The 24,911-nt window shown below is 72.8% G+C and carries 14 protein-coding genes; 9 read left to right on the forward strand and 5 right to left on the reverse strand.

All coding sequences use genetic code 11. The features are described from left to right. Positions 1-18: 18 nt before the first annotated feature. From recD to Q8X39_RS03355, 4 genes are read right to left on the reverse strand one after another with little or no spacing between them, the layout of a single operon-like run. Positions 19-2,343 carry an exodeoxyribonuclease V subunit alpha gene (gene recD / locus Q8X39_RS03340; protein WP_305748189.1) on the reverse strand — a complete coding sequence of 775 codons (2,325 nt, stop codon included), beginning with the start codon at positions 2,341-2,343 and terminating at the stop codon, positions 19-21. Then, a complete protein-coding gene (locus Q8X39_RS03345; protein ID WP_305748190.1) occupies positions 2,340-6,335 on the reverse strand; it encodes a UvrD-helicase domain-containing protein in 3,996 nt (1,331 codons plus the stop codon). The genes recD and Q8X39_RS03345 overlap by 4 nt, the downstream gene beginning before the upstream one ends. Next, the gene (locus Q8X39_RS03350) at positions 6,328-10,281 is read right to left on the reverse strand and encodes an exodeoxyribonuclease V subunit gamma (RefSeq protein ID WP_305748191.1); all 3,954 of its coding nucleotides are present in this window, start codon (positions 10,279-10,281) and stop codon (positions 6,328-6,330) included. The genes Q8X39_RS03345 and Q8X39_RS03350 overlap by 8 nt, the downstream gene beginning before the upstream one ends. After that, the gene (locus tag Q8X39_RS03355) at positions 10,281-11,279 is read right to left on the reverse strand and encodes a helix-turn-helix transcriptional regulator (protein ID WP_305748192.1); all 999 of its coding nucleotides are present in this window, start codon (positions 11,277-11,279) and stop codon (positions 10,281-10,283) included. Before Q8X39_RS03355 ends, Q8X39_RS03350 begins: the two co-directional genes overlap by 1 nt. A 353-nt stretch (positions 11,280-11,632) precedes the next feature. Between Q8X39_RS03355 and Q8X39_RS03360 the strand changes: the two genes are divergently transcribed. From Q8X39_RS03360 to Q8X39_RS03370, 3 genes are all read left to right on the forward strand, one after another. Next, the gene (locus tag Q8X39_RS03360) at positions 11,633-12,868 is read left to right on the forward strand and encodes a hypothetical protein (protein WP_305748193.1); all 1,236 of its coding nucleotides are present in this window, start codon (positions 11,633-11,635) and stop codon (positions 12,866-12,868) included. 141 nt (positions 12,869-13,009) lie between these two features. After that, the gene (locus tag Q8X39_RS03365; RefSeq protein ID WP_305748194.1) at positions 13,010-15,130 is read left to right on the forward strand and encodes a S8 family peptidase; all 2,121 of its coding nucleotides are present in this window, start codon (positions 13,010-13,012) and stop codon (positions 15,128-15,130) included. A gap of 14 nt (positions 15,131-15,144) precedes the next feature. Continuing rightward, positions 15,145-15,492: a hypothetical protein gene (locus Q8X39_RS03370; protein WP_305748195.1), complete on the forward strand. Its 348-nt coding sequence runs from the start codon at positions 15,145-15,147 to the stop codon at positions 15,490-15,492. On the opposite strand, the gene Q8X39_RS03375 is transcribed toward Q8X39_RS03370, so the two are convergent. Continuing rightward, a complete protein-coding gene (locus Q8X39_RS03375; RefSeq protein ID WP_305748196.1) occupies positions 15,483-17,273 on the reverse strand; it encodes an acetate--CoA ligase in 1,791 nt (596 codons plus the stop codon). The two genes, Q8X39_RS03370 and Q8X39_RS03375, sit on opposite strands and share 10 nt — an antisense overlap. A gap of 110 nt (positions 17,274-17,383) precedes the next feature. Between Q8X39_RS03375 and Q8X39_RS03380 the strand changes: the two genes are divergently transcribed. The 6 genes from Q8X39_RS03380 to Q8X39_RS03405 all read left to right on the forward strand — a co-directional run bounded on the left by Q8X39_RS03380 (position 17,384) and on the right by Q8X39_RS03405 (position 24,891). Continuing rightward, on the forward strand, positions 17,384-18,175 hold the full coding sequence (locus tag Q8X39_RS03380) for a 2OG-Fe dioxygenase family protein (protein WP_407067950.1): 792 nt from the start codon (positions 17,384-17,386) through the stop codon (positions 18,173-18,175). Continuing rightward, positions 18,172-19,131 (forward strand): alpha/beta fold hydrolase, encoded by a 960-nt coding sequence (locus Q8X39_RS03385; protein ID WP_305748197.1) that lies wholly within the window; start codon positions 18,172-18,174, stop codon positions 19,129-19,131. Before Q8X39_RS03380 ends, Q8X39_RS03385 begins: the two co-directional genes overlap by 4 nt. A gap of 146 nt (positions 19,132-19,277) precedes the next feature. Next, a protein-coding gene (gene prfB, locus Q8X39_RS03390; RefSeq protein WP_305748198.1) for a peptide chain release factor 2 occupies positions 19,278-20,382 on the forward strand; the annotation gives its coding sequence in 2 pieces (ribosomal slippage) (positions 19,278-19,358 and positions 19,360-20,382; 1,104 coding nt in all). Further along, complete coding sequence (locus Q8X39_RS03395) at positions 20,382-21,080, forward strand: HAD family hydrolase (RefSeq protein WP_305748199.1); 699 nt, start codon at positions 20,382-20,384, stop codon at positions 21,078-21,080. The genes prfB and Q8X39_RS03395 overlap by 1 nt, the downstream gene beginning before the upstream one ends. Positions 21,081-21,128: 48 nt before the next feature. After that, positions 21,129-23,822, forward strand: coding sequence for an aminopeptidase N (gene pepN / locus Q8X39_RS03400; protein WP_305748200.1), 2,694 nt, complete (start codon positions 21,129-21,131; stop codon positions 23,820-23,822). 37 nt (positions 23,823-23,859) lie between these two features. Beyond that, the gene (locus Q8X39_RS03405) at positions 23,860-24,891 is read left to right on the forward strand and encodes a class 1 fructose-bisphosphatase (protein ID WP_305748201.1); all 1,032 of its coding nucleotides are present in this window, start codon (positions 23,860-23,862) and stop codon (positions 24,889-24,891) included. Positions 24,892-24,911: the final 20 nt, after the last annotated feature.

Below are 24,911 nucleotides of genomic sequence, written 5' to 3' on the forward strand. Positions count from 1 at the left end.
AACGTCTGGCGGTGGGGGTCAACCCAGCAGGCGACCGCGCAGGCCGCTGGCCCGGCGGGTGCGGCGCTGCAGGGCGGCGTCGAAGACCGAGGGTTCGGGCGCGATCAGGGTGCAGGCCTGGCGGGCCCGGGTGATGCCGGTGTAGACCAGCTCGCGACTGAGCACCGGGTTCAGGCGCGGCGGCAGCACCAGCACGGTGTGCGCGAACTCGGAACCCTGCGACTTGTGGACCGTCATCGCCCAGGCGGTCTCGACCGCGCTGAGGCGGCTGGCCAGGACCGAGCGGACCTCCTCGCCGTCCAGGAACCAGACGCGCAGCGGCTCGGGCTCATGGCCTGAGCCACCTGCGCGAACGGGTGACGAACCCAGAACCGGCTGGCGCAGCGCGATGCCGATGTCGCCGTTGTAGACGCCCAGCGACGGGTCGTTGCGCGTGACCATCACCGGCCGGCCTTCGTACCACTCGCCCTGGCGCGCGACCAGACCGTCGCGGCGCAGGGCGGCCTCGATGGCCTCGTTCAGTCCGGCCACGCCCCAGTCGCCCTCTCGGACCGCGCACAGCAGGCGACTGCGGTCGAAGGCCCGCAGCACCTCGCTGGCCCAGGCCTCCAGCACGTGACGGCGCCCGTCCGGATCGAGCTGGGCCAGCCGTTTCGCATCGGGACGCTGCTGCCGCAGCACCGCCAGCATCGCGCGGTAGCCGGCGCTTGCCGCCTCGTGCTCGCTGGATATCGTCGGCCGCCCGTCCAGCGCGACGCGCACGGCCAGCGCCGGGTCGACGCCGCCGAGCGCCGCGACGCTCGCATCGTGGCGGACCCGGTCCGGGTCGGCACCCTGCTGCGGCCAGCCCAGGCAGGCGCGGGCGTTGGCCACCTCGCCGGCATTGACCGCCCGCGCCAGGGCCCCGATCGCACCGGCAAAGCGGTGGCTGTGGCGCAACTGCACGGTCTGCGCGGCCAGGATGCTGGCACGCCGGCCGGGCTGATCGGGCATCGGGACGGCCTGACCGGTGCAGGCCGCCAGCCACTGGGCATCGGCCGGGTCGAGTGCCACGTCGATCGCATCGGCGCAGAGGTCGCCCAGCACCGCGCCGGCCTCGACCGAGGCGAGCTGGTCCTGGTCGCCCAGCAGGACCAGCCGGGCACGCGCCGGCAAGGCGCGCAGCAGCGCGGCCATCATTTCCAGGTGGACCATCGAGGCCTCGTCGACCACCAGCAGGTCGACCTCCAAGGGGCGTTGGGCCTGGTGCGCGAACTGGCGCGTGCCGGGCCGCGCACCGAGCAGCTTGTGCAACGTGCGGGCGTTGTCGGTGTCGGCGACGAGCCGCTGCCAGTCGAGCGCGTCGGGCAGGCCCGCGCGCAGCCCTTCCAGCGCGCTGCGGATCGACTGCTGCAGCCGCGCCGCCGCCTTGCCGGTCGGTGCGGCCAGCGCGATGCGCAGCGGCCGATGGCCGAGACGGTCCTGCCCATTGGACTCGCTGCCCACAGGCTCATCGTCCGAGCCCGCCGCCGGTCGACCATGACGGCGTTCGTGATCGGCCTGCAGCAGCGCCAGCAGGCGCGCCACGGTGTAGGTCTTGCCGGTGCCCGGTCCACCGGTGATCAGCGTCAGCCGGCCGCGCAAGGCGGTCGCGCAGGCCAGCCGCTGGTGGTCGATGCGGTCCGTCGGCACGGCACCAAACAGGCCATCCAGCCAGCCGCGCACCCAGGCTGGCTCGGGGCGGTCCACATCCTGTTCGACGGCAGCGCCCGATGTGTCGACCCGGCTGCGCAGCGCCCGTGCGACCTCGACCTCGTCGCGGTGGTGGCGGCGCAGGTAGAGCCGCGCGCCATCGAGCAGCAAGGGCGCCGGCTGCACGCGCGGCGCGGCGGTGCCGGCATCGTCGACCGCACCGCTGGCCAGCAGCGAGGCGCGCCAACCCGCCAGCGTCGACACCGGCAAGCGCCGCAGCACGGCGGCCAGCGCGGCCTGGGCCGCCACCGGGCCGGCCAGCCAGGGGTCATGGGCAGGAAGGGCAGGAAGGGCGGGATGGGCGGTGGGGCCGAGCAACTCGTCCAGCGGCAGGCAGGTGTGGCCGCGCCCTTCGTTGTGCGCCAGCAGCGCGGCGGCCAGCGGCAGCACGGCGTCGGCTTGCGGGCATTGCTCGACCAGCAGCCGCGCCAAGGCCAGGTCCAGCGCGCGCAGCCAGCCGGACTCGACCCAGCGGGACAGCTCGGCGAGCATGTCTACGACGGGGTCGACCGGGTCAACCGGAGTAACCGGATCGGCGGCCTCGGGCGCATGCTCGAACAGGTCCGGCTGGCCATCGGTGCGGCTCAAGCGGTTGCTCATGCGGTGGCTCATGCGGTGGCCCTGTCGGGGTGCGGCGGATCGGCAGGCTCATCGCCTGAGCCAGCAGGACGGTCGGGCGGGCCGTCCAGCGCCGCCTCCAGCTCGGCCAGGCAGGCCGGATCGGCATGCAGGTGGACACAGCCCGCCGCCGGTCCGCGCCAGCCGCGCAGGAAGACATAGACCGCGCCGCCCAGGTGCTGCGCCGGGTCATAGGACGCGCCCAGGCGGCTGCGCAGCAGGCGGTGCAAGGCCAGCAGGTAGAGGGCGGCCTGCAGCTCGTAGCGGTGCGACAGCATGGCCGCGTTCATCGCCTCGACCGTGTAGGACGCATCGTCCGGGCCGAGCGCGTTGGACTTGTAGTCCATCACCCACCAGCGGCCGTCGTGCTCGAAGACGAGGTCGGCATAGCCCATCAGCAGCCCCTGCAGCGTGCGCGCGGCCAGCGCCGGACGCGGGCGGCCGGGCAGCAGGTGATGCTGGCAGATCGCGTCGAGCCGGCCTGGGTCGAGCGACGGGCTGGGCAGCCAGAACTCCATCTCGGCCAGCATCGGCCCGACCTCGGCCAGCGTGGCGCCCAGCGGCGGCAGCGGTGTGCGGACCAGCCCGGCCAGCCAGGCGGCCAGCGCGTCGGCCTCCTGGTCCGGATCGGCCGCATCGCTCAACCGGACCTGCAGCAGCGCGCGCCGGCAACGCCGCCGCAGCGCGGCCGCGACGTCGGGCTGGTCGACCTGGTCGAAGCCTTCGTCGGCCAGCCATTCGAGCAGGTCGTGCAGCAGGTTGCCGGCCCGGGCGCCGCGGGTCCAGCGGTGCCAGGCCTCGGCCTGCGGCGCGGCGGGCGTGTCCGGCGGTGCAGCGACGGCCGCCTCAGCACCACGCCATTCGTCGGCACTGCCTTCGGCGCGGACCCGGTCGGCGTCGAGCGCGCGCGCAGGGATCGGCGTCACCGCTTCGGGCGCTGGCGCCAGCGGGCCGGCCTCGGCCTTGTCGCGCACCAGGGCGCTGAAGCTGCCGATGCCCCAGCGGCGCTCGAAGCGGGCGTCGTAGGGCTGCACCGGCCGCAGCGGCGTCCAGCTGCGCACATCGCGCCAGGCCAGGTTCGACGCCGGCAGGACGAACGGCCGCACCGAGATGGCCGGCTGCGCGTCGGCCCAGGCCTGCAGGGCCGGACCGAGCGCCCCGGCATCCTCGGGCGTGCCGCCCATCAGCAGCCAGGTCAGCGCGGACGTTGGCGGCTCGGACTTGCGGCGTGGCGCATTCAGGCCAACGCCCAGCCAGAGCGCATGGCGGGCGCGGGTCAGCGCGACGTAGAACAGCCGCAGGTCCTCGCGCAGCCGTTCGCGACGGGCCTGCGCGAGCGCGAGCGGGTCATGCAGGTAGTCGAGGTGGCGCGTGCCGGTCCCCTCGTCGACCCATTCGACCGGCAGGCGCGGCGCAGGCTTGACGTCGCGCACGGCATGCGCAAAGGGCAGCATGACGACCGGGTACTCCAGTCCCTTGGACTTGTGGACCGTCACGACCTGGACCCGCTGGGCATCGCTTTCCAGCCGCACGACATGGGCCTCGGCATCGCCGACGACCGCCGCACCGGCGCTCGCTGCACCCAGGCCGGAACCGCCGTCTCGGCCGCCGTCCAGCAGCTGCGCCGCCAACCAGCGGATCAGCGCAGCCGGCCCTTCGAGCCGGGCGCTGGCCGCCTGCAGCAACTCGCCCAGGTGCAGCAGGTTGGTCAGGCGGCGCTCGGCACCGCGGGCCTTGCCCGTGCCGTGCGTGTCATGGGCCTGGCCCGCGCCCTGCGTGTCATGGGCCTGGCCCGCGCCCTGCGCGCCATGGGCCAAGTCGCCCCGTTCCGCCTCACCGGCCAGCCAGCGCTGCGGCAATTCGAGCGCATGCAGCGTCTGTCGCAACAGGGTCAGCACGCCCTGGCGCTGCCAGACCATCCGCAGGCGCTGCAGCAGCGCGACGCGGCGGTCCCACAGCAGTTCGTCGTCCAGGTGCGCGGCCAGCTCGGCCAGCGGCAGGTCCCAGCTGGCGCAGCCGTAGGCGGCACGGGCCAGCGTGGCGTCCAGAGGCTGGTCGACCGCACGCAGCCAGCGCAGCAGGTCGGCCGCCTCGGGGCTGGCGAACACGCTGTCCTTCTCGGAGAGGTAGACCGACGGGATCGCCCGGCGAGCCAGTGCGCGCCGGATCGCCTCGCCCTCGTGCTGGTCGCGCACCAGCACCGCGACGTCGCCGGGACGCAGCCGGCGTTGCGGCGTCGTCTCGTCCGGGCCGGCCCAGCCGGTGCGCGGGCTGGACAGCCAGCTCGCCAGCTGCGCGGCCGCCTGGTCGGCCAGCACCCGCCGCAAGGGCCGCTGCGACAGCACGTCCGGCAGCCAGGCGATCTGCAGCGCCGGGATGGCCGCACCGTCCTGCAGCAACTGCTCGGCCCGGCCCCGCGCACCGACGGGCTCGAACGGCAGGGCCTGTGGCCCGTCGCGGCCCAGCGCGAATGCGCCTTCCCCGCGCGCACGCTCGGCCTGCGCGAAGACGTGGTTGACGGCCGCGACCAGCGCCGCCGTCGAGCGGAAGTTGGTGCCCAGCGCATGGTGCCGGCCGGCGGTGGCGTGGCGGGCGCGAAGGTAGCTGTAGATGTCCGCGCCGCGGAAGCCGTAGATCGACTGCTTCGGGTCGCCGATCAGCAGCAGGCCGGTCTCGGGCCGGTCCTCGGCGCTGCGGTAGATGCGGTCGAACAGCCGGAACTGCAGCGGCGAGGTGTCCTGGAACTCGTCGATCAGCGCGACCGGGAACTGGCGCCGGATGCGCTCGGCCAGCACCTCGCCCTGCGGGCCGTGCAGCGCCGCGTCCAGCCGCGTGCTCAGGTCGGCATAGCCGAAACGACCGGCCCGGCGCTTGAGGGCCGCCAGCCGGCCCGCGATGGCATGGGCGGCGTGGCGCTGCAGGGCCTGGTGCAGCGGCGCACGCTGCTCCAGCTGCCCGAGCAGCGCCACGACGTCGTCGAACACCGGCGGCGGGGCCAGCCGCACGCCGGGCTTGAGCGCGTCGGCAAAGCCCTCGTGGGTCAGCCGAAAGCGCGCGGTCTTGCTGAAGTCGATGGCGTCGGCCCCGGGCGACGCGGCCCAGTCGCGCACCGGGTCGCACCAGCTGTCGACGTAGCGACGCTGGACCTTGTTGCCGTTGAAGGGCTTGTCCTTGTCGGCCAGGCGGGCGATGAACCAGCCGCGCAGGTCCTCGATGCGCTCGACCCAGCCGGCCTTGAGCGCGGCCAGCTCGGCGCGCCGCTCGCCGTCGACCTGGTTCAGCCACGTGCCCAAGGGCACCATGACCGGAGGCTCGATCGCATCGAGCCGGTTGAGCAGGCTCACGACCTGAGCCTCCAGCGCCTCGACGTCGGGCCACAGCGCCAGCACCGCCTCAAGCTCGCCCAGGCCCAGCGGATAGACCTCCTGGCGCCAGTAGTCCTGCACCGCCTGGCGACGCCGGCCGGCCTCGTCGGCTTCGAGCGCCTCGTCGAACAGCTGGGCGCTGTCGAAGGCATGCTCGCGCAGCATGCGCTGGCACCAGGCGTCGATGGTGTGGACCGCCGCGTCGTCCATCGATTCGGCCGCCAGCGCCAGGCGGTGGCCGGCCTCGCGGCGGGCCGGGCCGTCCGGATAGGCCGCGCGCAGCTGGCGCAGGAAATCGTCGGCGTCGGCCGGATCGGTCTCGTCGCGGAAGCAGCGGGCGGCCTCCAGCAGGCGGGCGCGGATGCGGTCGCTCAACTCGCGGGTGGCCGCGCGGGTGAAGGTCATCACCAGGATCTCGCCGGGCACCAGCGCACGCGGCGGCGCGCTGCCGGCGACGCCGTGGCCCAGCACCAGGCGCAGCATCAGCGCCGCGATGGTCCAGGTCTTGCCGGTGCCGGCGCTGGCCTCGATCAGGCGGCTGCCGTGCAGCGGCAGGGTCAGCGGGTCGAGCAACTGGGGCGAAAGGGCGGCGGGCACGGGCTGATGCAGCGGCTCAGTCATCGGCGTCCTCCGCCTCATCGTCGGCCGGGTCGGCGTCGTCCGGGTCCGCGGACTGCAGACGCGGCAAGGCCGCGATGCGGACCCGCGTGGTGTCGCGGCTCCAGCGCAGCAGCGGCATCAGCAGGGCCTCGGCCGCGAGTTGGAAGGCGACCGGATCGGCCAGCAGCGCCTCGGCATCCGGGTAGAGCCGGGCCAGCGACGGGTCCTCTCGTTCGGCCCGCAGGCCCAGGCGCGAGCCGTTGCCGTCATAGGTCCGCACGACGGCATCCCAGACCTCGTCGTCCCATGGCAGGCCGTCGAGCTTCGCCTTCTCGATCGCCTTGCGGCAACCGGCCAGGCCGGCCCGCATGGCCAGCGGCAGCGGCGTGTGGCGGGCCTGGGCCCAGAAGCGCAGCAGGCCCTGCAGGGCGACTTCGGCGATGTCGCGCGGCGGCGGGTCCATCTCGATGCGGGCATCGCGGCCGATCAGCACCGCGCGCAGCGGCTGGCCGCCGGCCTGCGCGGCGATCAGCGCCAGCCAGGCGGGCATCAGCTTGTCGGGCCGGGGGATGACCGCCTTCGGGGTCGCGCTCTGGATCAGCTTGCTGGCGTGGCGGTCCAGCCAGACGGGGACCGATGCGCCGTCGGCGTTGGCCGCATCGGCCGGAGCGGCCGGATCGACCCCAGCGACCGCCGGCTCGCGCAGGCCATCCAGCCAGTCGGAAAACTCGACCGTGGCGGCCGGCGCCGCCTGGAAGCACCGCTGATGCAGCGCCAGCGGCGGCAGGCGTCGCGGCAGGGCCAGCAGCTCGCGCCGCCAGGCCGCCAGCAGCGGCAGGCTGGTGTCGACGAAGCGGCGCTGCCAGCGCTGGCCCAGGCCGGCCAGCGGCAGCAGGCCCTGGCGCTGCAGGTCGGCGGCGCCGGCGTGCAGCGCGTCGAGCAGGGCCTCGCGCTCGGCCGGCGAGATGGCGGCGATGCCCTCGCCTCCACTTTCGCCTCCACCTTCGCCTTCTGGCACATCGACACCCGCCGCCCTGTCGCCCGCCGCCGCACCCGGGCGGCTGGCGTGCTCGATCAGCAGCGACAGCATGCGCTGTTCCTGGAGCCCATCGAGCGTCATCGGCTCGTCGTCGCCGCAGCCCAGGCGGGCCGCATCGGCCAGGTCCTCCAGGCGGATGCCCAGTCGCTCGGCCAGGTGATCGCGGGCGGGGTTGCGCAGGAAGGCCAGCAGGCGCTTCTGGTCCACCTTCAGCGTGGCCGGGACCGCGGCCGTGGTTGCGCCCCGCTCAATCGGCGCGGGCAGGTCCTCGTCCAGCCGGTGCTCGTGAACCGCGCGCCATTCGAGCGCATGGGTGGACAGGCGCGGCGGCCGGCCGGGTCCGTCGTCGACGGCCTCGAAATAGGCCCGGCTGAAGGGCTGCAGCGGGTGCTCGGTGGTGATGGCCGCGAGCCGCGCCTCGCCCCAGCCGGCCGCGATGTAGTCGCGCAGCTGGCCGACCAGCACCGACGGCGGCTGCGCGCTCTGGTCACGCACGCTGCGGCCCACCCAGCTGACGATCAGGTGGCGGCGCGCGCTCAAGAGCGCCTCCAGCATGAGCATGCGGTCGTCGTCGCGGCGGGCCCGGTCACCAGGACGGCGCTGGCCGGGCAGGCCCATCAGGTCGAAGTCGGCACGCGGCGCGCGGCGCGGGTAGTCGCCCTCGTTCATGCCCAGCAGCGCGACGACCTGGAAGGGGATGGCCCGCATCGGCATCAGCGTGCAGACGGTGACACCCCCGGCCAGGAAGCGGCTGCGCAGGCCCGGTTCGGCCACGCCCGACAGCCAGGCCTCGCGCAGCACGGCCAGCGGCACCGGCTGGTCGAAGCCGGCCTCCTCGCAGTCGTGCAGCCAGCGTGCCAGCGCCTCGTGCAGGGCGTCGACCAGCTCGCGTTCGCCGTCGTCGTGGGCGCTCATCACGTCGGCCAGCAGCAGGCGGGCACGTTGCACCCAGTCGACCGGCGTGGCTGGCTCGCGGGCGCAGCGCCACCAGCGCCGCAGCGTGTCGACCAAGGCGTCCAGCGCACCGGCCGCGCGTGCAGCCAGGCCCGCCACCTCGGGATAGGGTGCGATGTCGTGCCAGGGCTGACCCGGCGGCTGCACGCTCGGCGCCGCGTCGCCTTCGCCCCGGTCTTCGCCGGTCGGTGCCGACCCGGCAACCGCCACGGGCGGGTCCAGCGCCAGGTCGCCGGACGCATAGCCCAGCAGCATGCGGCGCAGGCCGAAGGCCCAGGTGTTGGCCTCGCCACAGGCCTGCAGGTCCAGGCTGGCGCGGTGCTCGACGTCCAGGCCCCAGCGCACGCCGGCACCGTCCAACCAGCGCGCCAGCACCTCGCGGTCCTCGTCGTCCAGGCCGAAACGGCGGGCCAGCGGCGCCACCTCCATCAGCTCGCGCAGCTCGCTGGCGGTGCAGCGCTGTTCGGTGATGCGCAGCAGCCATTCGAGCGCCAGCAGCATCGGATGCCGGCCGCGCGGGCGGAGGTCGGCGATCTCGTAAGGGATGTGGCGTGGGTCGCCGGTCGGCACCGCGCCGAACACCGCATGCACCAGCGGCGCGGTCGCCTCGATGTCCGGGACCATCACGACGATGTCGCGCGGTGCCAGCGTGCCGCCGGCCTCGGCCAGGCGGCCGAGCAGCTGGTCGTGCAGCACCTCCAGCTCGCGCAGCGCGCTGTGGCAGCGGACGAAGGCCAGCGAGCGGTCGTCGGCCGGCAGCGGTGCGCCGGCCTCCAGCGCCGCATGCTCGGGCAGCGGCACGGCGTCGCGGATGCGGGCCTGGACGCGCTCGAGCAGCGTCGTGCCGGGCGCGTCGTCGAACACGTCGACCCGCGGCAGCTGGCTGCGCAGCGCGTCGGCCTCGTGGGCGCCAAGGCGCTCCTCGAAATCGTCGAGCAGGCGCAGGAAGTCGCGGCCCTGGCGGCCCCAGCCGGCCAGCAGCGGATGTCCCTGCGCATGCGCATCGGCCAGGCTGATGGCACCGAGGTCGACACCGCCCCGGTGCGGCAGGCGGCGGTGGCTGGCGCGCAGCAGCTCGCGGCCGTCGATCAGGTCGGCCCAGTGGTAGCGGCAGGGATTGGGCACGGCCAGGATGACCTGGGACCGGCTGGCCAGCGCGGCCAGCGCGTCCAGCGTCTGGCCCGGCAGGTGGCTGTGGCCGAACAGCACGACGCGGCGCGGCAGTGGCCGGCGCGGCTCGCAGCCCTCGGCCAGCGCGGCGACGAAGCGGCGGTGGACCGCCGGACGGATGCTGGCGAGCACGTCACGGGCGTCGGCCTGCGCCGGGTCGCCCTCGGCCGAGCCGGACCGCGCACGAACGTCATCGATCAGCGCGCGCCACAGCGCCGGCTGCCAGGCCTGGTCGGCCGGAAGTTCGCGCGCGCGACCCTCCGCATCGCGCAGCTGGTCCAGGCCCTCGGCCCAGTCGGCCAGCCAGTCGGCCCGGTAGACCTGGTACTGGTCGATCAGGTCGGCGAGGTGGCGGGCCAGCTGCAGTCGGCGGGCCAGATCGGGCGTGCGCCCCTCGTCGGGCAGGCCGACCGGTCCGGCCAGGAACTGCGCCAGCGGCGCCATGCGGCGATCGTCCAGCAGCCCGGGCAGCAGGCGCATCAGGCGCCAGGCCATCGGGCCCTCGTCCAGCGGCGAACGCGCCGGAGCGCCGTCGCGGCCGAGCATGGCCCGGTAGCTGCGCCACAGGAAGCGCGCCGGCAGCTCGACGCGGGTGGCCGCACAGATGCCGCGCGCCTGCGCCAGGCGCATCTTCAGCCACTCGGCGATGCCGTTGCTCTGGACCAGCAGGACCTCTTCTTCCAGCGGTGCCAGCGGGGTGCGGGCCAGCCAGTCGAGCAGCACCGCCAGCAGGTCTTCCAGTCGGTTGCCCTGAAGGACCAGCAGCCCCGGTGCGATCGGGGCTGCGTCATCGGACCGGGGCATCACGCCGCGTACTGGCCCAGCGCGGCCTGCAGGCGCTGCTGCAGCTTGTTGCGCAGCGCCGCGGGCGATTCGACCCGCACGTCGGGGCCGTGGCGCAGCAGGTCCATCAGCAGCTCGGTGTCGTCGGTGTACGGCAGCTTCATGCGCAGCCGGCCGTCGGCCTGAGGTTCGAGCACCTGGCGCGGATGCCACAACTCGTTGGCCACCCACTGGGCCGCCTCGGCGCTGAACATCAGCGTGGCCTGCTTGACGTCCTTGCCACCGTAGATGCCGTAGCCGCCGTCGAGTTCGGCCTCGACGGTCTTCATCGCGACGTCCTTGGCACGTTGGGTCAGGCCTTCGGCATCGCGCAGCGCATCGAGAGCGAAGCGGCGCAGGCCATCGGACTCGTGGCACCAGGCGTCCAGATACCAGGTGCTGCGGTAGTGGACCAGGCGCAGTGGCGAAACCGCCCGCTTCGACTCGCTCTGCTTGCTGCGGCTGTAGTAGGTGATCTGCAGCCGGCGACGCTCCAGCAGCGCGCTGGCGACCCGCTCGAAGAACTTGCCGACCACCGGGCGCTGGGCCGGGTGGACGATGCGCACCCGGCGGATCAGCTCGCGGGCCTCGCCCTCGCTGGTGCCGAGCATGCCGTGCAGCTTGTCGAGCAGCGGCGCGAGGTGACGACCCAGCATGCCGGCGCTGTCCAGGCCCTGGATCAGGTGGTGCAAGGTCAGCAGCGCATGGATCTCGCGCTCGCTGAACCAGACACCGGGCAGCTCGTGGCTGGCCTCGCGGGCCTTGCCACCGGCGCCGCGCGTGGTCACCTGCTCGAAGCGGTAGCCGTTGCTGTCGCGGTCGTAGACGATGGGCGCATCCATGCGGCTGCGCAGGTAGTCGAGATCGCGCTTGAGCGTGGCGCGCGAGACCTCGAGTTCGTCCATCAGCGCCGCGAAGCTGACCGAGCCGCGGCTCTTGATCAGCATCTCGATCTTGTAGAAGCGTTCGGTGCGATCCATCGTCGTTCTCCGTTCCCTCGATCCTTGAATCCGGTGCCCGCTGGCTCAGGGACTGAGCCCGGCGAACGCCGTGATCTTCATTGTTCGGCCATCTTAAGGGTGGCTTGGCACCCCTTCGGCGCGCCCATCATCCCTCAGGCCGGGGGAACGGTCGAGAAGCCGCAGGCTTCCCCCCGGGTCCGGGGGGCTGTGGCGCGTCGGCTGCGCCACAGGCCGTGCGCCGCCGACCTCTCGCAACCGTTTGCGAGCCCAGCCGCGCGTGCCGCGCGGGGGTGGCTCACGTCTTGAGCCAGCCGGCCGCGAGACTGCATCCCAAGCCGGACAAGCGTGTCCGGCGGTCGCAGGAGACACCGATGTCCGCTCGCGTCAACCGTTCCGCCCTCTCCACCGCGCACCGGGTCGGTGCCGACCTGGCGTCCGCCGACGATCCGGTCGCCGAGGCCCTGGGCCGCGACCTGGCCCGCCATGGCCTGCCCCTGCCAGACCGCGTGGCGCGGCCCGGTGACCCGCTCTGGCTCGGCTGGCAGGCCGGACAAGCCGCGCGGGACCGGGACGGCGCGCGGCCCTGGCCTGCCGACCTGCGCACCCGCCGCTGGCTGCAGCTGCGCCTGCGCGCCTGGCTGCGGGGCGAGGCCTTCGAGCTGGCCGAGGTCACGCCGCACCTGGTCGGGCGGCTCGACACCAGCCACTGCCCGGTGACGCGCTGCGCGCTGGACCGGGCCGCGCTGACCGCGCCGACACATGTGCCGACACATGCGTCAACACGTGCGCCGCAGGTCGACGATGCCGTGCTCATCAGCCTGGACCCGGCCCGTGGCGTGGCCGCCGGGCTGCTGGTGATGCTCAGCCGGCGCGCCGCCGCGTGGGTCGACTGCCACGATCTGGACGAGCTGTCCGAGCCGCTGGCCTCGATCGACGGCCCGACCGGCCGCGATGCCGCGCAGCGCGAGCGCCTGGCCTGCCTGATGAGCCTGGTCACCCCGATGCCGCACCACGAGGCCGCCGTGCGGCCGCTGCGGGTGTTGCCGACCAACCGCCTGCACCTGGCCAACCCGGTGCAGGCGCTGCAGGCCCTGCTGAGCCGGCTGCTGTTGCGCAGCGGCTGGACCAGCCGGCTGCAGGGCTGGCAGGCGCTGCTGCCGCAACCGGCCCAGCGCGAGGCGCTGCAGCGCTTCTTCCTGGCCCTGCTGGCCCGCGTGCTGGAGGCCGGCCACCCGGCCGAGCCGCTGCAGCGACGCTGGGCCGTCGAGGACGCCTGGCGGGATGCCGAGGTGCTGCGGCTGTGGACCCGCCTGGCCCTGCAGCTCGACGCGGCCCGCTGCACCGCGCTGATCGAACGCGCCGCTGCGCTGGGCCTGTGCGACACGGCGGTGCTGTGCCACCCGGACGGACGCGACGCGGTGCCGACGACGTCTGCGGCGGCGGCCGATCGCGGCCCGCTTCGTCCGGTGGTCCGGACCGGCCTCGCGCCGCGCCGCAGCCTGTCGCCGGCCTTGCATCGGGCGCTGCCCCGGCCACTGGCCCGCCCGACGCCCTTGCCGATCGCGCGCAGCGGCCCGGTCCAGCTCAGCCTGCCCTGGGCGGCCTGAGCCGTTGATTCACGATCGCCTCACGATCGTGACCAGGCGTGCAGGCCGGAAAGAGACTGCAACCAGGGGGGCACTTCGGGTCTTCGGCGGCGGTGGGCGCTGTCTACACTCGTGCCACCCTGCACGCCACGACCTGTCTCCATGCCGTTGCCCGACCGGTCCAGCACGACCGCCCGAGAACCTGACGCCGCCCCGCCCCGCCCCGCAGCCGGTCGTCGCCGCTGGGCTGCCCTGAACCTGGCGCTGCTGGGCGCCGTGCTGCTGCTGGCCCTGACGCCGATCTCGCCGGACGCGGCCGTGCATGCCGCCACCAGCAGCCAGCCGGTGCAACGCCTGATCGTCAGATACCGCGATGCCGCGCTCCCGTCCGTCCGGTCGACGACCGCGCAGCGGCTGGAGGCCTCGGGCCGCGCCGCATCGGCCGCGCACGTCGAGCCGTCCGAGCCAGCCGATGAAGACGACGGCGCCCTGCGCCGCGCCGGTTCGCTGTCGCAGCGTCATGGCCTGAGCCTGCGCGACGGCACGCCGGTCGGCCGTGCCGGCCAGGTCGTGCTGGTCGATGCCGGCCAGGACCGCACCGAGGTGATGCGCCGGCTCGCCGCCGATCCCGACGTCGCCTATGTCGAGGAGGACCGACGCGCCTGGCGGCATGCGGCGCCGAACGATCCGCTCTATGCGGTCAGTTCCGCCAACGACCCGGCGGCGGGCCAGTGGTACCTGCGCACGCCGGACGCGACGCTGCGTGCCGCGATCAACGCCGAGAACGCCTGGTCGATCAGCAACGGCAGCGCCGACGTGGTGGTGGCGGTGCTCGACACCGGCGTGCGGCCGGACCATCCCGACCTGGCGGGCAAGCTGCTGCCCGGCTACGACTTCGTCAGCGACGCCTATGTCGGCAACGACGGCGACGGCCGCGATGGCGACCCGACCGATCCGGGCGACTGGGTCACGGCCAACGACCGGACCACCAGCCCGAACGGGGTCTGCGCAGATGCGTTGATCGACCCCAGCAGCAGCTGGCATGGCACGCAGATGGCCGGCTTGATCGGCGCGATGACCCAGAACGGCGTGGGCATGGCCGGCACCGGCCGGCACGTGCGCATCGTGCCGATCCGGGTGCTGGGCAAGTGCGGCGGCTACACCTCGGACATCGCCGACGCGATCCGCTGGGCCGCCGGCCTCCCGGTCAGCGGCGTGCGGCCGAACCCGAATCCGGCCCGCATCATCAGCCTGAGCCTGGGCGGCACCGCCACCACCTGTTCGCAGACCTACCAGGACGCGATCACCGCCGTCCGCAACCGGGGCGCGATCGTCGTTTCCTCGGCTGGCAACGACGGCAAGTTCGTCGGTGATCCGGCCAACTGCGACGGCGTCATCGCCGTCAGCGGCGTCGACCACGACGGCTACAAGGCCTACTTCTCGAACCTGGGCCGCCAGGTCACCGTCAGCGCACCGTCGGGCAACGGGGCCTGTGTCTCGCTGAGCTGCCTCTACCCGATCCTGAGCACGATCAACAAGGGCCCCAAGGGTCCGGCCGCCAACGACTACACCAATGGAACGACCGACCGGGCGGCCGGCACCAGCTACTCGACGCCGCTGGTCTCGGGCGTGGCTGCGCTGCTGCTGTCGGTCAAGCCCGATGCGTCGGTCAGCGAGCTGACCGGCTACATCACCCGGAGTGCGCGGGCCTTTCCTGCCGGTGCGGAATCCGCCTGCGTCGCGCCGTCGGCAACGGCACAGGGACGCTGCGCCTGCACCACCGCCACCTGCGGTGCCGGCCTGCTGGACGCTGCCGCCGCGCTGAACCTCGCCATCGCCGGCGGCGAGCCGGTCTCGACGATCGAACCGTCGACCACCCAGATCGTCCCTGGCTCGACCGTCGTGCTCGACGGCGGCCGCTCGCGCCCCTTCGGTGCCATCGGCTACCGCTGGGAGATCGCCGAAGGCAGCGGCATCGCCAGCTTCGGCAGCAACGCGACCGACACCTCCCTGACCACCTTGACCGTCCACGCGGCCGGCATCGTCAAGGTGCGGTTGACCGTCAGCACCGCGGCCTCGCCGACCGCGGCGGCCCGGTCGGCCAGCAGCACGGTGGTGTTGCGCGCCGGTGATGCGGCGGTCAGCGTGGTGACGCCCCCGGTGGCCCCCAGCAGCGGCGGCGGCGCGATGCAGCCGGGCTGGTTGCTGGGCCTGGCCGCAGCGGTCGTGCTGCTGGGCTGGCTGCGGCGGGCGGCGCTCGACCAGGCGGCAGCCGATGCCTGAGCGGACCGCCTGCCGTGCCTGAACCGGCGGCGGCCCGCCTCATCGCCATCCACCCGGCTGCGCCACCCAAGCCGGCCTGGGGCCAGTCCTGCAACGGCTGCGGCGTCTGCTGCCTGCAGGAGCCCTGCCCCGTCGGCGCGCTGTTGAGCCTGCGCCGACACGGCGCGTGCGACGCGCTGAGATGGAGCGACGCCGCCGGCCGCTACCACTGCGGCCTGCTGAGCCAGCCTGCCGACGTCCTGCCCCGCGCGCTGCGCCCGCTGTCGGGCTGGCTCTCCCGCCGCGCCCACCGCTGGATCGCCGCCGGCATCGGCTGCGATTGCGACAGCGTGGTCGAGGTCGAGGTCGAGGATCAGGACTGAGCCGATCCCGTCGGCGCAGAACGCTCGCGCGCCCGGTCCTCTTCCTGCATCCTCAGCACCCGCCGCTGCACCTTGCCGGTGGTCGTCATCGGCAGCGCATCGATGAACTCGATCTCCTTGGGGTATTCGTAGGGTGCCAGGCGGCCCCTGACGTGGGCCTGCAGCTCGGCCACCAGCGCCGTGTCGGCCGTGTGGCCTTGGGCGACGACCACGTAGGCCTTGACCACGGCACCGCGTTCGGGGTCCGGCCGGGGCACCACCGCGGCGTTGGCGACGGCTGGGTGGCGCACGAGGCAGTTCTCGACCTCGCTCGGGCCGATGCGGTAGCCGGCGGCCTTGAAGACATCGTCGCTGCGGCCCTGGTACCAGAGGTAGCCGTCGGCATCCATCACGGCGGTGTCGCCGGTGCGGCACCAGCTGTCGGACGGGTCGCCGGTGAACTTCGCGCGCGTCGCGTCCTCGCGCTTCCAGTAGCCCAGGAAGAACACCGGGTCGGGCTGGCCATGCACGTCCAGCCGGTGCAGCGCGACGTCGCCGGGCGTGCCGCGCGGGCACTCGCGGCCCTGGTCGTCGATCACCGCGACGCGGTGGCCCGGATAGGCCCGGCCCATGCTGCCCGCGCGTGCCGGCCAGCCGGGGTGCAGGCGGCCGTCGCGGCCCTGGTAGGCGCCGCAGTTGCCGACGATGTAGTTGATCTCGGTCTGGCCGAACATCTCGTTGACGCGCACGCCCAGCGCCTCGTCGCACCACTGGAAGACCGCGTCGCCGACCGCCTCGCCGGCGCTCATGACCGCGCGCAGCCGCAGGTCCCAGTGTTCGCGCGGGCGCGGCACCGCCTTCATCATGGCCTTCAGCGCGGTCGGGAACAGGAAGGTGTTGGTGACGCGGTGGCGCTGCATCAGCTCGAAGGCGCGCTCCGGCGTGAAGCGCGCGCGCAGGCCGACGATGGGCACGCCGAGGTAGAGGCAGGGCAGCAGCGCGTCCATCAGGCCGCCAGTCCAGGCCCAGTCGGCGGGGCTCCAGAACACGTCGCCCGGCTGCGGGCAGGCGTTCTGGCTGCAGACGAAGCCGGTCAGGTTGCCGATCAGCGCGCGGTGCGGGATCAACGCGCCCTTGGGCGGTCCGGTGGTGCCGCTGGTGTAGATCAGCACGGCGGCCTCGTCGGCGGCGGTCTCGAGCGCCTGCTCGATCGGCTTGCGGCCGGCCAGCAGGTCCTGCCAGGCGATGCCGGCGCGGCCCGGCACCTCGCCGACCGCGATGCGCGTGGTCAGCAGCGGCGCCTCGGCAACGGCCTGTTCCAGCGCGGCCCAGGCCGATGCGTCGGCGATGGCAATGCGGGCCTCGCTGTCGGCCAGCCGGTAGGCCAGCGCCTCGGGGCCGAACAGCACCGACAGCGGCATCGACACCGCGCCGATGGCATGGATCGCGAGGTGCGCCACCGCCGTCTCCGGCCGCTGCGGCATCACGATGGCGACGCGGTCGCCGCGCGCCACGCCCAGATCGAGCAGCGCGGCGGCCAGTGCGCCGGCCTGTCGCCACAGCTCGGCGCAGCTCATGGCGCCGTCCGGGCCGGCGACCGGACCGTCGGCGTCCTCGGCCAGGATGGCGGTGCGCCCGGGCGTCTCGCGGGCCCAGCGTTCGCCGCAGGCCTGGGCGATGTTGAAGACCGGCGGCACCTGCCAGCGGAACCCGCCGTGCAGTGCGGCATGGTGATCGGCATGGGGATCAGCAGCGTGATCGGCAGGTTGAGCGGCGTCGTGCCACGCGGGGGTCGGTCGCATGGTCGCCAGCATAGGGGCCGGGGCGGCGCGCCGGCAGGTCGGATCGACCCGGGGTTGCAAGCCCCCGGCGCAAGGCCGGGCCGATGCCGGCCGGGCAGAATCGGCGCCCCATGCCGATGTTCCGACACCCCGACCCGCTCGACGCCGCCGCGCCCGATGCCTGTGCCGACCGCCTCTGCGAGCAAGGCCACGTGCGCCTGACGCCCGCTGCGCTGGCCGCCCTTGCCCACCAGCCGCTGGACGCGCTGCTGGCCCTCGGCCCGCACTGGCGCGACCTGCCGCCCGATGCCCACCTGAAGGACGGCGGACGCTACCGGCGGCGCCGGCACGGCAGCTATGTGCAGGACACCGCCGCCGGCACGCTGGTGGCCGTGCCGCACCGCGCGCACTGGCAGCCGACCACCTACAACGCGCTGCACGGCGGCATGCTGCGCTGGTTCGATCCGCTGCAGCCGGCGCTCGCCGTCGCGCCGGCGCTGCTCGATGTGATGGCCCGCCTGGGCGACGTCTTCGCGCAGGCCGCACGGCAGCTGCCACCGGTCGCGGGCGAGCCGGTGTTTGACGGACGCTGGTCCATCGAGGCCCATGCCTTCCGCATCGACACCACCGGCGGTGTCGGCCGGCCCACGCCCGAAGGCGCGCACCGCGACGGCGTCGCCTTCGTGGCGGTGCTGCTGGTCGACCGGCAGGGCGTGATCGGCGGCGAGACCCGCGTGTTCGAGGCCGACGGCCCGCGCGGCGTGCGCTTCACGCTCGACCAGCCCTGGAGCGCCCTGCTGCTCGACGACGCCCGCGTGATCCACGAGACCACCCCAATCCAGCCGGCCGAGCCCGGCGGCTGGCGCGACACCCTCGTGCTGACCTACCGGGCCGGCGGCTTCCAGGACCCGCCGGCGGCATGACGATCCCCATGACGATGGACGACACGCCCCGCCGCCCCGCCCGGTCCACCCGCATGGCCCTGCGCGGCCGGCCCGATGCGCCGCTGGTCGATGCCCATGTGCTGCGCTGGGATGGCGTCGACGCGGCCACATCCGGGCTGCCGCCGATCGTGCTGCTGCACGGCTGGATGGACGTCGCGGCCTCCTTCCAGTTCCTGGTCGATGCCCTTGACGATGCCTTCCTGGCCGGCCGCACGCTGCTGGCGATGGACTGGCGCGGCTTCGGCGACACCCGCAGCGCCCCGACCGATGCCTACTGGTTCCCGGACTACCTGGCCGACCTCGACGACCTGCTGGCGCAACTCAGCCCGGACGCGCCGGTCGACCTGGTCGGCCACAGCATGGGCGCCAACGTGACCATGCTCTATGCCGGCGTGCGGCCGCAACGGGTCCGCCGGGTCGTCAACCTCGAAGGCTTCGGCATGCCGCCGACCCGCGCGGCGCAAGCCCCCGACCGCTATGCCCGCTGGCTCGACGAGCTGCGCGAGCCCGCCACGCTGCGGCCCTACGACGACCTCGCCGGCGTGGCCCGGCGGCTGCGTGCCAACAACCCGAGGCTCGCGCCGGAGCGGGCGCTGTGGCTGGCGGCGCAGTGGTCGCGCCCCGGCGACGACGGCCGCCGGCACCTGTGCGCCGATCCGGCCCACAAGCACGCCAACCCGATCCTGGCCCGCCAGGAGGAGATGGAAGCCTGCTGGCGCCGCATCACCGCGCCGGTGCTGTGGATCGAGGCGGCCCAGACGGAGGTGTTCGGCTTCTGGCAGATGCCGGCCGCGGCGGTGCGCGCCGAGGTCGACCGCCGCATCGCCTGCGTCGCCGATATCCGCAGCCACGTCATCGACGGCTGCGGCCACATGCTGCACCACGACCAGCCCACCGCGCTGGCCGCGCTGATCCAGCCGTTCCTGGACGGCTGACCCCGAGCGGTGCCGCTGATCAGGCCTGGGACGACCCCAAGCGTCATGCGAAAATCGCCGGCTTGCCGTCCCGCAGCCGACAGCCCTCCCGGGCCGGCTGCGGCGCACCGGAATTCCGAAGTCGCACCGTCGAAGGACACCGTCCCATGGACATCGAACAGATCAATGCCATCGGCACCGCCCTGGCCGACCTCAGCGAGCGCACGAACGCGCTAAGGGGGTATCTTTGACTACGAACGCAAGTCGCTGCAGCTCGCCGAGGTGAACGCCGCGCTCGAGAATCCGAGCGTCTGGAACGACCCGAAACGGGCCCAGGAACTGGGCAAGGAAAAGAAGGCGCTGGAGGACGTGGTCATGACCATCGACCACCTCACGCGCAACCTCGCCGACAACACCGAGCTCTACGACATGAGCAAGGACGACGGCGATCTCGACGGCCTGGGCGCGATCGAGGCCGAGGTCGCCGGGCTGCGCGAGATGATCGAGAAGCTCGAGTTCCGCCGCATGTTCAGCAACCCGGCCGACCCGAGCAACTGCTTCATCGACATCCAGGCCGGCGCCGGTGGCACCGAGGCCTGCGACTGGGCCAGCATGCTGCTGCGCCAGTACCTCAAGTACTGCGAGCGCAAGGGTTTCAAGGCCACGGTCGAGGACCAGACCGAAGGTGACACCGCCGGCATCAAGAGCGCCACGATCAAGGTCGAGGGCGACTACGCCTTCGGCCACCTGCGCAGCGAGACCGGCGTGCACCGCCTGGTCCGCAAGAGCCCGTTCGACAGCTCCGGCGGCCGCCACACCAGCTTCGCCTCGCTGTTCGTCTACCCCGAGATCGACGACTCGATCGAGATCGAGATCAACCCGGCCGACGTGCGCACCGACACCTTCCGCGCCTCCGGCGCCGGCGGCCAGCACATCAACAAGACCGACTCGGCGGTGCGCCTGACGCACATCCCGACCGGCATCGTCGTGCAGTGCCAGGACGGCCGCAGCCAGCACAGCAACCGCGACGTCGCCTGGAAGCGGCTGCGCTCGCGCCTGTACGACTTCGAGATGCGCAAGCGCCAGGAAGCGCAGCAGAAGCTGGAAGACACCAAGACCGACGTCGGCTGGGGCCACCAGATCCGCAGCTACGTGCTGGACCAGAGCCGCATCAAGGACCTGCGCACCAACCACGAGACCTCGGCCACGCAGAAGGTGCTCGACGGCGATCTCGATGCCTTCATCGAGGCCAGCCTGAAGTCGGGGCTGTGATGAGCGCCGGTCGTGAACTCAAGGCCGTGCTGTTCGACATGGACGGCACGCTGATCGACAGCATGCCGCTGCACGAGCGCTCATGGGTGATCTGGCATGACGAGCTGGAACTGCCCTTTGACGATCCGGACGGCTTCTTCCTGGCCACCGCCGGACGGACCCAGCACGAGATCGTGCGCGACCACTGGCCCGACTGGGACGAGGAACGCCGCCTGCTGCTGGCCGAGCGCAAGGAGGTGCTCTACCGCGAGCTGGCCGCGCGGGAGCTGCAGCTGATCGCCGGTGCGGCCGAGGTCTGCGCCCAGGCCCGCGCCCGTGGCCTGAAGGTGGCGCTGTGCACCGCCGCGCCGCGCGAGAACATCGCGGTGACCTTCGAGCGCTTCGGCCTCGAAGCGCTGATCGACACCATCACCAGCCCGTCCGAGCTGAAGTTCGGTGGCGCGCCCGGCGAGATGCTGCGCGGCAAGCCGAACCCGGACATCTTCGAGGAGGCGGCCCGCCGCTTCGGCATCGCGCCGGCGCACTGCCTCGTCTTCGAGGACGCGCCGCTGGGCATCGAGGCCGCGCGCCGCGCCGGCATGTCGGCCGTGGCGCTGACCACCACGCTGCCGGCCAGCGCCTTCGCCGCCTACCCGAACGTCATCGACACGATCGCGGACTACACCGGCTACAGCCTGCCGATCCGTCTGCCAGCCTGACCACCGGCCTGAACGCCGGCCCGACCCCCGACCTGAAAGAGAACTCCCATGCGTGAAGGCACGACCCCGCTGGTGCGGCGCGAGGACTACACCGCCCCGTCGCACTGGATCCGCAGCGTCGACCTGAGCTTCGACCTCGATCCGGCCAAGACCCTGGTCATCAACCGCATGCAGGTCGAGCCCAACGCCGACCGGCCCGGCGAGGCGTTGCGCCTCGATGGCGAGGACATCGTGCTCACGCGCGTGCTGGTCAATGGCGAGTCGATCTCCTTCCGCAACGAGGGCGGCCAGCTGGTGCTGGAGAACCTGCCGGCCGAGCCCTTCGCGCTGGAGATCCGCAACACCTGCGCGCCCGAGAAGAACCTGGAGCTGTCGGGCCTGTACACCTCGGGCGGCAGCTTCTTCACGCAGTGCGAGGCCCAGGGCTTCCGCCGCATCACCTACTTCCTGGACCGCCCGGACGTGATGGCGCTGTTCCGCGTCACGCTGCGCGCCGATGCGCGCGCCTACCCGGTGCTGCTGTCCAACGGCAACCGGGTCGACCAAGGCAAGCTCGACCACGGCCGCCACTACGCCACCTGGGTCGACCCGCACCCGAAGCCGTCCTACCTGTTCGCGCTGGTGGCCGGCGAGCTGGTCTGCCGCGAGCAGCGCGTGCGCAGCCGCTCCGGCAAGGATCACCTGCTGCAGGTCTACGTGCGGGCCGGCGACCTCGACAAGACCGAGCACGCGATGAACTCGCTGATCGCCTCGGTCGTGTGGGACGAGGCCCGCTTCGGCCTGAGCCTGGACCTCGAGCGCTTCATGATCGTCGCCGTCAGCGACTTCAACATGGGCGCGATGGAGAACAAGGGCCTGAACATCTTCAACACGAAGTTCGTTCTCGCCAACCCGGCCACCGCCACCGACGTCGACTACGCGAACATCGAGGCCGTCGTCGGCCACGAGTACTTCCACAACTGGACCGGCAACCGCGTGACCTGCCGCGACTGGTTCCAGCTCAGCCTGAAGGAAGGCCTGACCGTCTACCGCGACCAGACCTTCAGCCAGGACATGGCCGGCGAGGCCTCGGCCCGCGCGGTCAAGCGCATCGAGGACGTGCGCCAGCTGCGCCAGATGCAGTTCCCCGAGGACGCCGGCCCGATGGCCCATCCGGTCCGCCCGGAGCAGTACCAGGCGATCGACAACTTCTACACCACCACCGTCTACGAGAAGGGTGCGGAGGTCGTGCGCATGATGGCCACGCTGGTCGGCGAGGCCTGCTTCCGTGCCGGCATGGACCTCTATTTCCAGCGCCACGACGGCCAGGCCGTGACCTGCGACGACTACGCCCAGGCCATCGCCGATGCCAACCCCGGCAGCCCGCTGGCGACCCGGCTGGACGCCTTCAAGCGCTGGTATGCCCAGGCCGGCACGCCGCGCGTCAGCGCCCAGGGCGTCTACAGCGCCGAGACCGGCAGCTACACGCTGACCTTGAGCCAGCAGACCCCGGCCACGCCGGGCCAGCCGGTCAAGGCGCCGTTCGTGATCCCGGTGGCCATGGGCCTGCTGGACTCCGACGGCCGTCCGCTGCTGCTGCAACTCCAGGGCGAGGCGGACTACGGCGGCACCGACCGCGTGCTGGTGCTGGACCAGGCCAGCCAGACCTTCGTCTTCACCGGCCTGTACGGCCTGACCGCCGCGCCGGTGCCGTCGCTGCTGCGCGGCTTCTCGGCCCCGGTCATCCTCGAATGGCAGGCCGACGAGGCGGCGCTGTTCACCCAGCTGCGCCACGACACCGACCCGTTCAACCGCTGGGAGGCGGCCCAGCGCCTGGCGGTCCAGCGCCTGCTGTCGGCGGTGCGTTCGGGCCAGCCGCTGCAGCTCGACGCCGCCTGGCTGGACGCGCAGCGCGCGGTGCTGCGCGACCCGGCGCTGGACGCTGCCTTCAAGGACCTCGTGCTGACGCCGCCGAGCGCGGGCTACCTGGCCGAGCAGCTCGCGGCCGATGGCGTGCCGGTCGACCCGCCGCGCATCCACGCGGCCCGCGAGTCGCTGCGGGCCCAGCTGGCGCAGGCCCTGCACGACGACTGGGTCTGGGCCTTCGAGACCCATCAGGACAACGGCGCCTACCGCCCCGATCCGGTCTCGTCCGGCCGCCGCGCGCTGGCCAATCTCGCGCTGTCGCACCTGGTGCTGGACGCTGCCCGCAGCGGTGACACCGTCTGGCCGGGCAAGGCCTTCCAGCGCGTCAAGGACGCCGGCAACCTCACCGACCGCCAGGGCGCGCTGATCGCGCTGCTGCATGCCCACCATGAGCTGGCCGAACCGGCGCTGGCCCGCGTGCATGCGCAGTTCAAGGGCGAGGCCCTGGTGATCGACCGCTGGTTCGCGCTGCAGGCCGGCACGCCCGAGCGCGACGGCCGCGTCTTCGCCCGCATCAAGGCGCTGGCGCTGCACCCGGACTACTCGCTGCGCAACCCGAACCGGGCCCGCAGCCTGCTCGCCACGCTGTTCGTCATGAACCCGTCGGCCCTGCACCGCGAGGATGCCGCCGGCTACGTCTTCTGGGCCGACAAGGTCGTCGAGGTCGATGCCTTCAACCCGCAACTGGCCGCGCGCCTGGCACGCGGCCTGGACCGCTGGCGCACGCTGGCCGAGCCCTACCGCAGCGCGGCGCGCGAAGCCCTCATCCGGGTGTCCGGACGAGCCGATCTTTCCCCGGACACGCGCGAAATCGTCACGCGTGCCCTGCAGGATTGAGCACGACACTTTCTCCCCGTCTTCCCAGGAACACCTCATGGCCCAACCCATCAGCCTGACACGCTATCTCGTCGAACAGCACCGCAAGCACGGCCACATCACGTCCGAGCTGCGCCTGCTGATCGAGGTCGTCGCCCGTGCCTGCAAGCGCATCGCCATCAGCGTCAACAAGGGCGCGCTGGGCGAGGTGCTGGGCAGTGCCGGCAGCGAGAACGTGCAGGGCGAGGTGCAGAAGAAGCTCGACATCATCTCCAACGAGGTGCTGATCGAGGCCAACGAATGGGGCGGCCACCTGGCGGCGATGGCCTCCGAGGAGATGGACTCCATCCACGTCGTGCCCAACCGCTACCCGCAGGGCGAGTTCCTGCTGCTGTTCGACCCGCTCGACGGCAGCAGCAACATCGACGTCAACGTGTCGATCGGCACCATCTTCTCGGTGCTGCGCAAGGTCAACAACCAGCGCGGCGTCAGCGAGGAAGACTTCCTGCAGCCCGGCAAGCAGCAGGCCGCGGCCGGCTACTGCGTCTACGGCCCGCAGACCACGCTGGTGCTGACGGTCGGTGACGGCGTCGCCATGTTCACGCTCGACCGCGAGACCGGCAGCTTCGTGCTGACCGCCGAGGACGTGATGATCCCGGAGGACACCAAGGAGTTCGCGATCAACATGTCCAACATGCGCCACTGGGCCCCGCCGATGAAGCGCTACATCGACGAATGCCTGGCGGGCAAGGACGGCACCCGCGGCAAGGACTTCAACATGCGCTGGGTGGCCTCGATGGTGGCCGACGTGCACCGCATCCTGACCCGCGGCGGCGTCTTCATGTACCCCTGGGACGCCCGCGAGCCCGGCAAGCCCGGCAAGCTGCGCCTGATGTACGAGGCCAACCCGATGGCCTTCCTGGTCGAACAGGCCGGCGGCATGGCGACCAACGGCGAGCGCCGCATCATGGACATCGTCCCGACCGCGCTGCACGAGCGCGTCAGCGTGATGCTGGGCTCGAAGAACGAGGTGGCGCGCGTCACGCACTACCACCAACAGCACGCAGAAGCCGCGACGCCGGGCGACTGAGCCCGCACACCGCTCTTCCC

Source organism: Leptothrix discophora, assembly GCF_030705305.1.
Taxonomy (GTDB): Bacteria; Pseudomonadota; Gammaproteobacteria; order Burkholderiales; family Burkholderiaceae_C; genus Sphaerotilus; species Sphaerotilus discophorus.

Coding starts and splice junctions, on each gene's coding strand:
- recD (WP_305748189.1), bottom strand. CDS start 2,343: ATGAGCCACCGCATGAGCAACCGCTTGAGCCGCACCGATGGCCAGCCG.
- Q8X39_RS03345 (WP_305748190.1), bottom strand. CDS start 6,335: ATGACTGAGCCGCTGCATCAGCCCGTGCCCGCCGCCCTTTCGCCCCAG.
- Q8X39_RS03350 (WP_305748191.1), bottom strand. CDS start 10,281: ATGCCCCGGTCCGATGACGCAGCCCCGATCGCACCGGGGCTGCTGGTC.
- Q8X39_RS03355 (WP_305748192.1), bottom strand. CDS start 11,279: ATGGATCGCACCGAACGCTTCTACAAGATCGAGATGCTGATCAAGAGC.
- Q8X39_RS03360 (WP_305748193.1), top strand. CDS start 11,633: ATGTCCGCTCGCGTCAACCGTTCCGCCCTCTCCACCGCGCACCGGGTC.
- Q8X39_RS03365 (WP_305748194.1), top strand. CDS start 13,010: ATGCCGTTGCCCGACCGGTCCAGCACGACCGCCCGAGAACCTGACGCC.
- Q8X39_RS03375 (WP_305748196.1), bottom strand. CDS start 17,273: ATGCGACCGACCCCCGCGTGGCACGACGCCGCTCAACCTGCCGATCAC.
- Q8X39_RS03380 (WP_407067950.1), top strand. CDS start 17,384: ATGCCGATGTTCCGACACCCCGACCCGCTCGACGCCGCCGCGCCCGAT.
- Q8X39_RS03385 (WP_305748197.1), top strand. CDS start 18,172: ATGACGATCCCCATGACGATGGACGACACGCCCCGCCGCCCCGCCCGG.
- Q8X39_RS03395 (WP_305748199.1), top strand. CDS start 20,382: ATGAGCGCCGGTCGTGAACTCAAGGCCGTGCTGTTCGACATGGACGGC.
- pepN (WP_305748200.1), top strand. CDS start 21,129: ATGCGTGAAGGCACGACCCCGCTGGTGCGGCGCGAGGACTACACCGCC.
- Q8X39_RS03405 (WP_305748201.1), top strand. CDS start 23,860: ATGGCCCAACCCATCAGCCTGACACGCTATCTCGTCGAACAGCACCGC.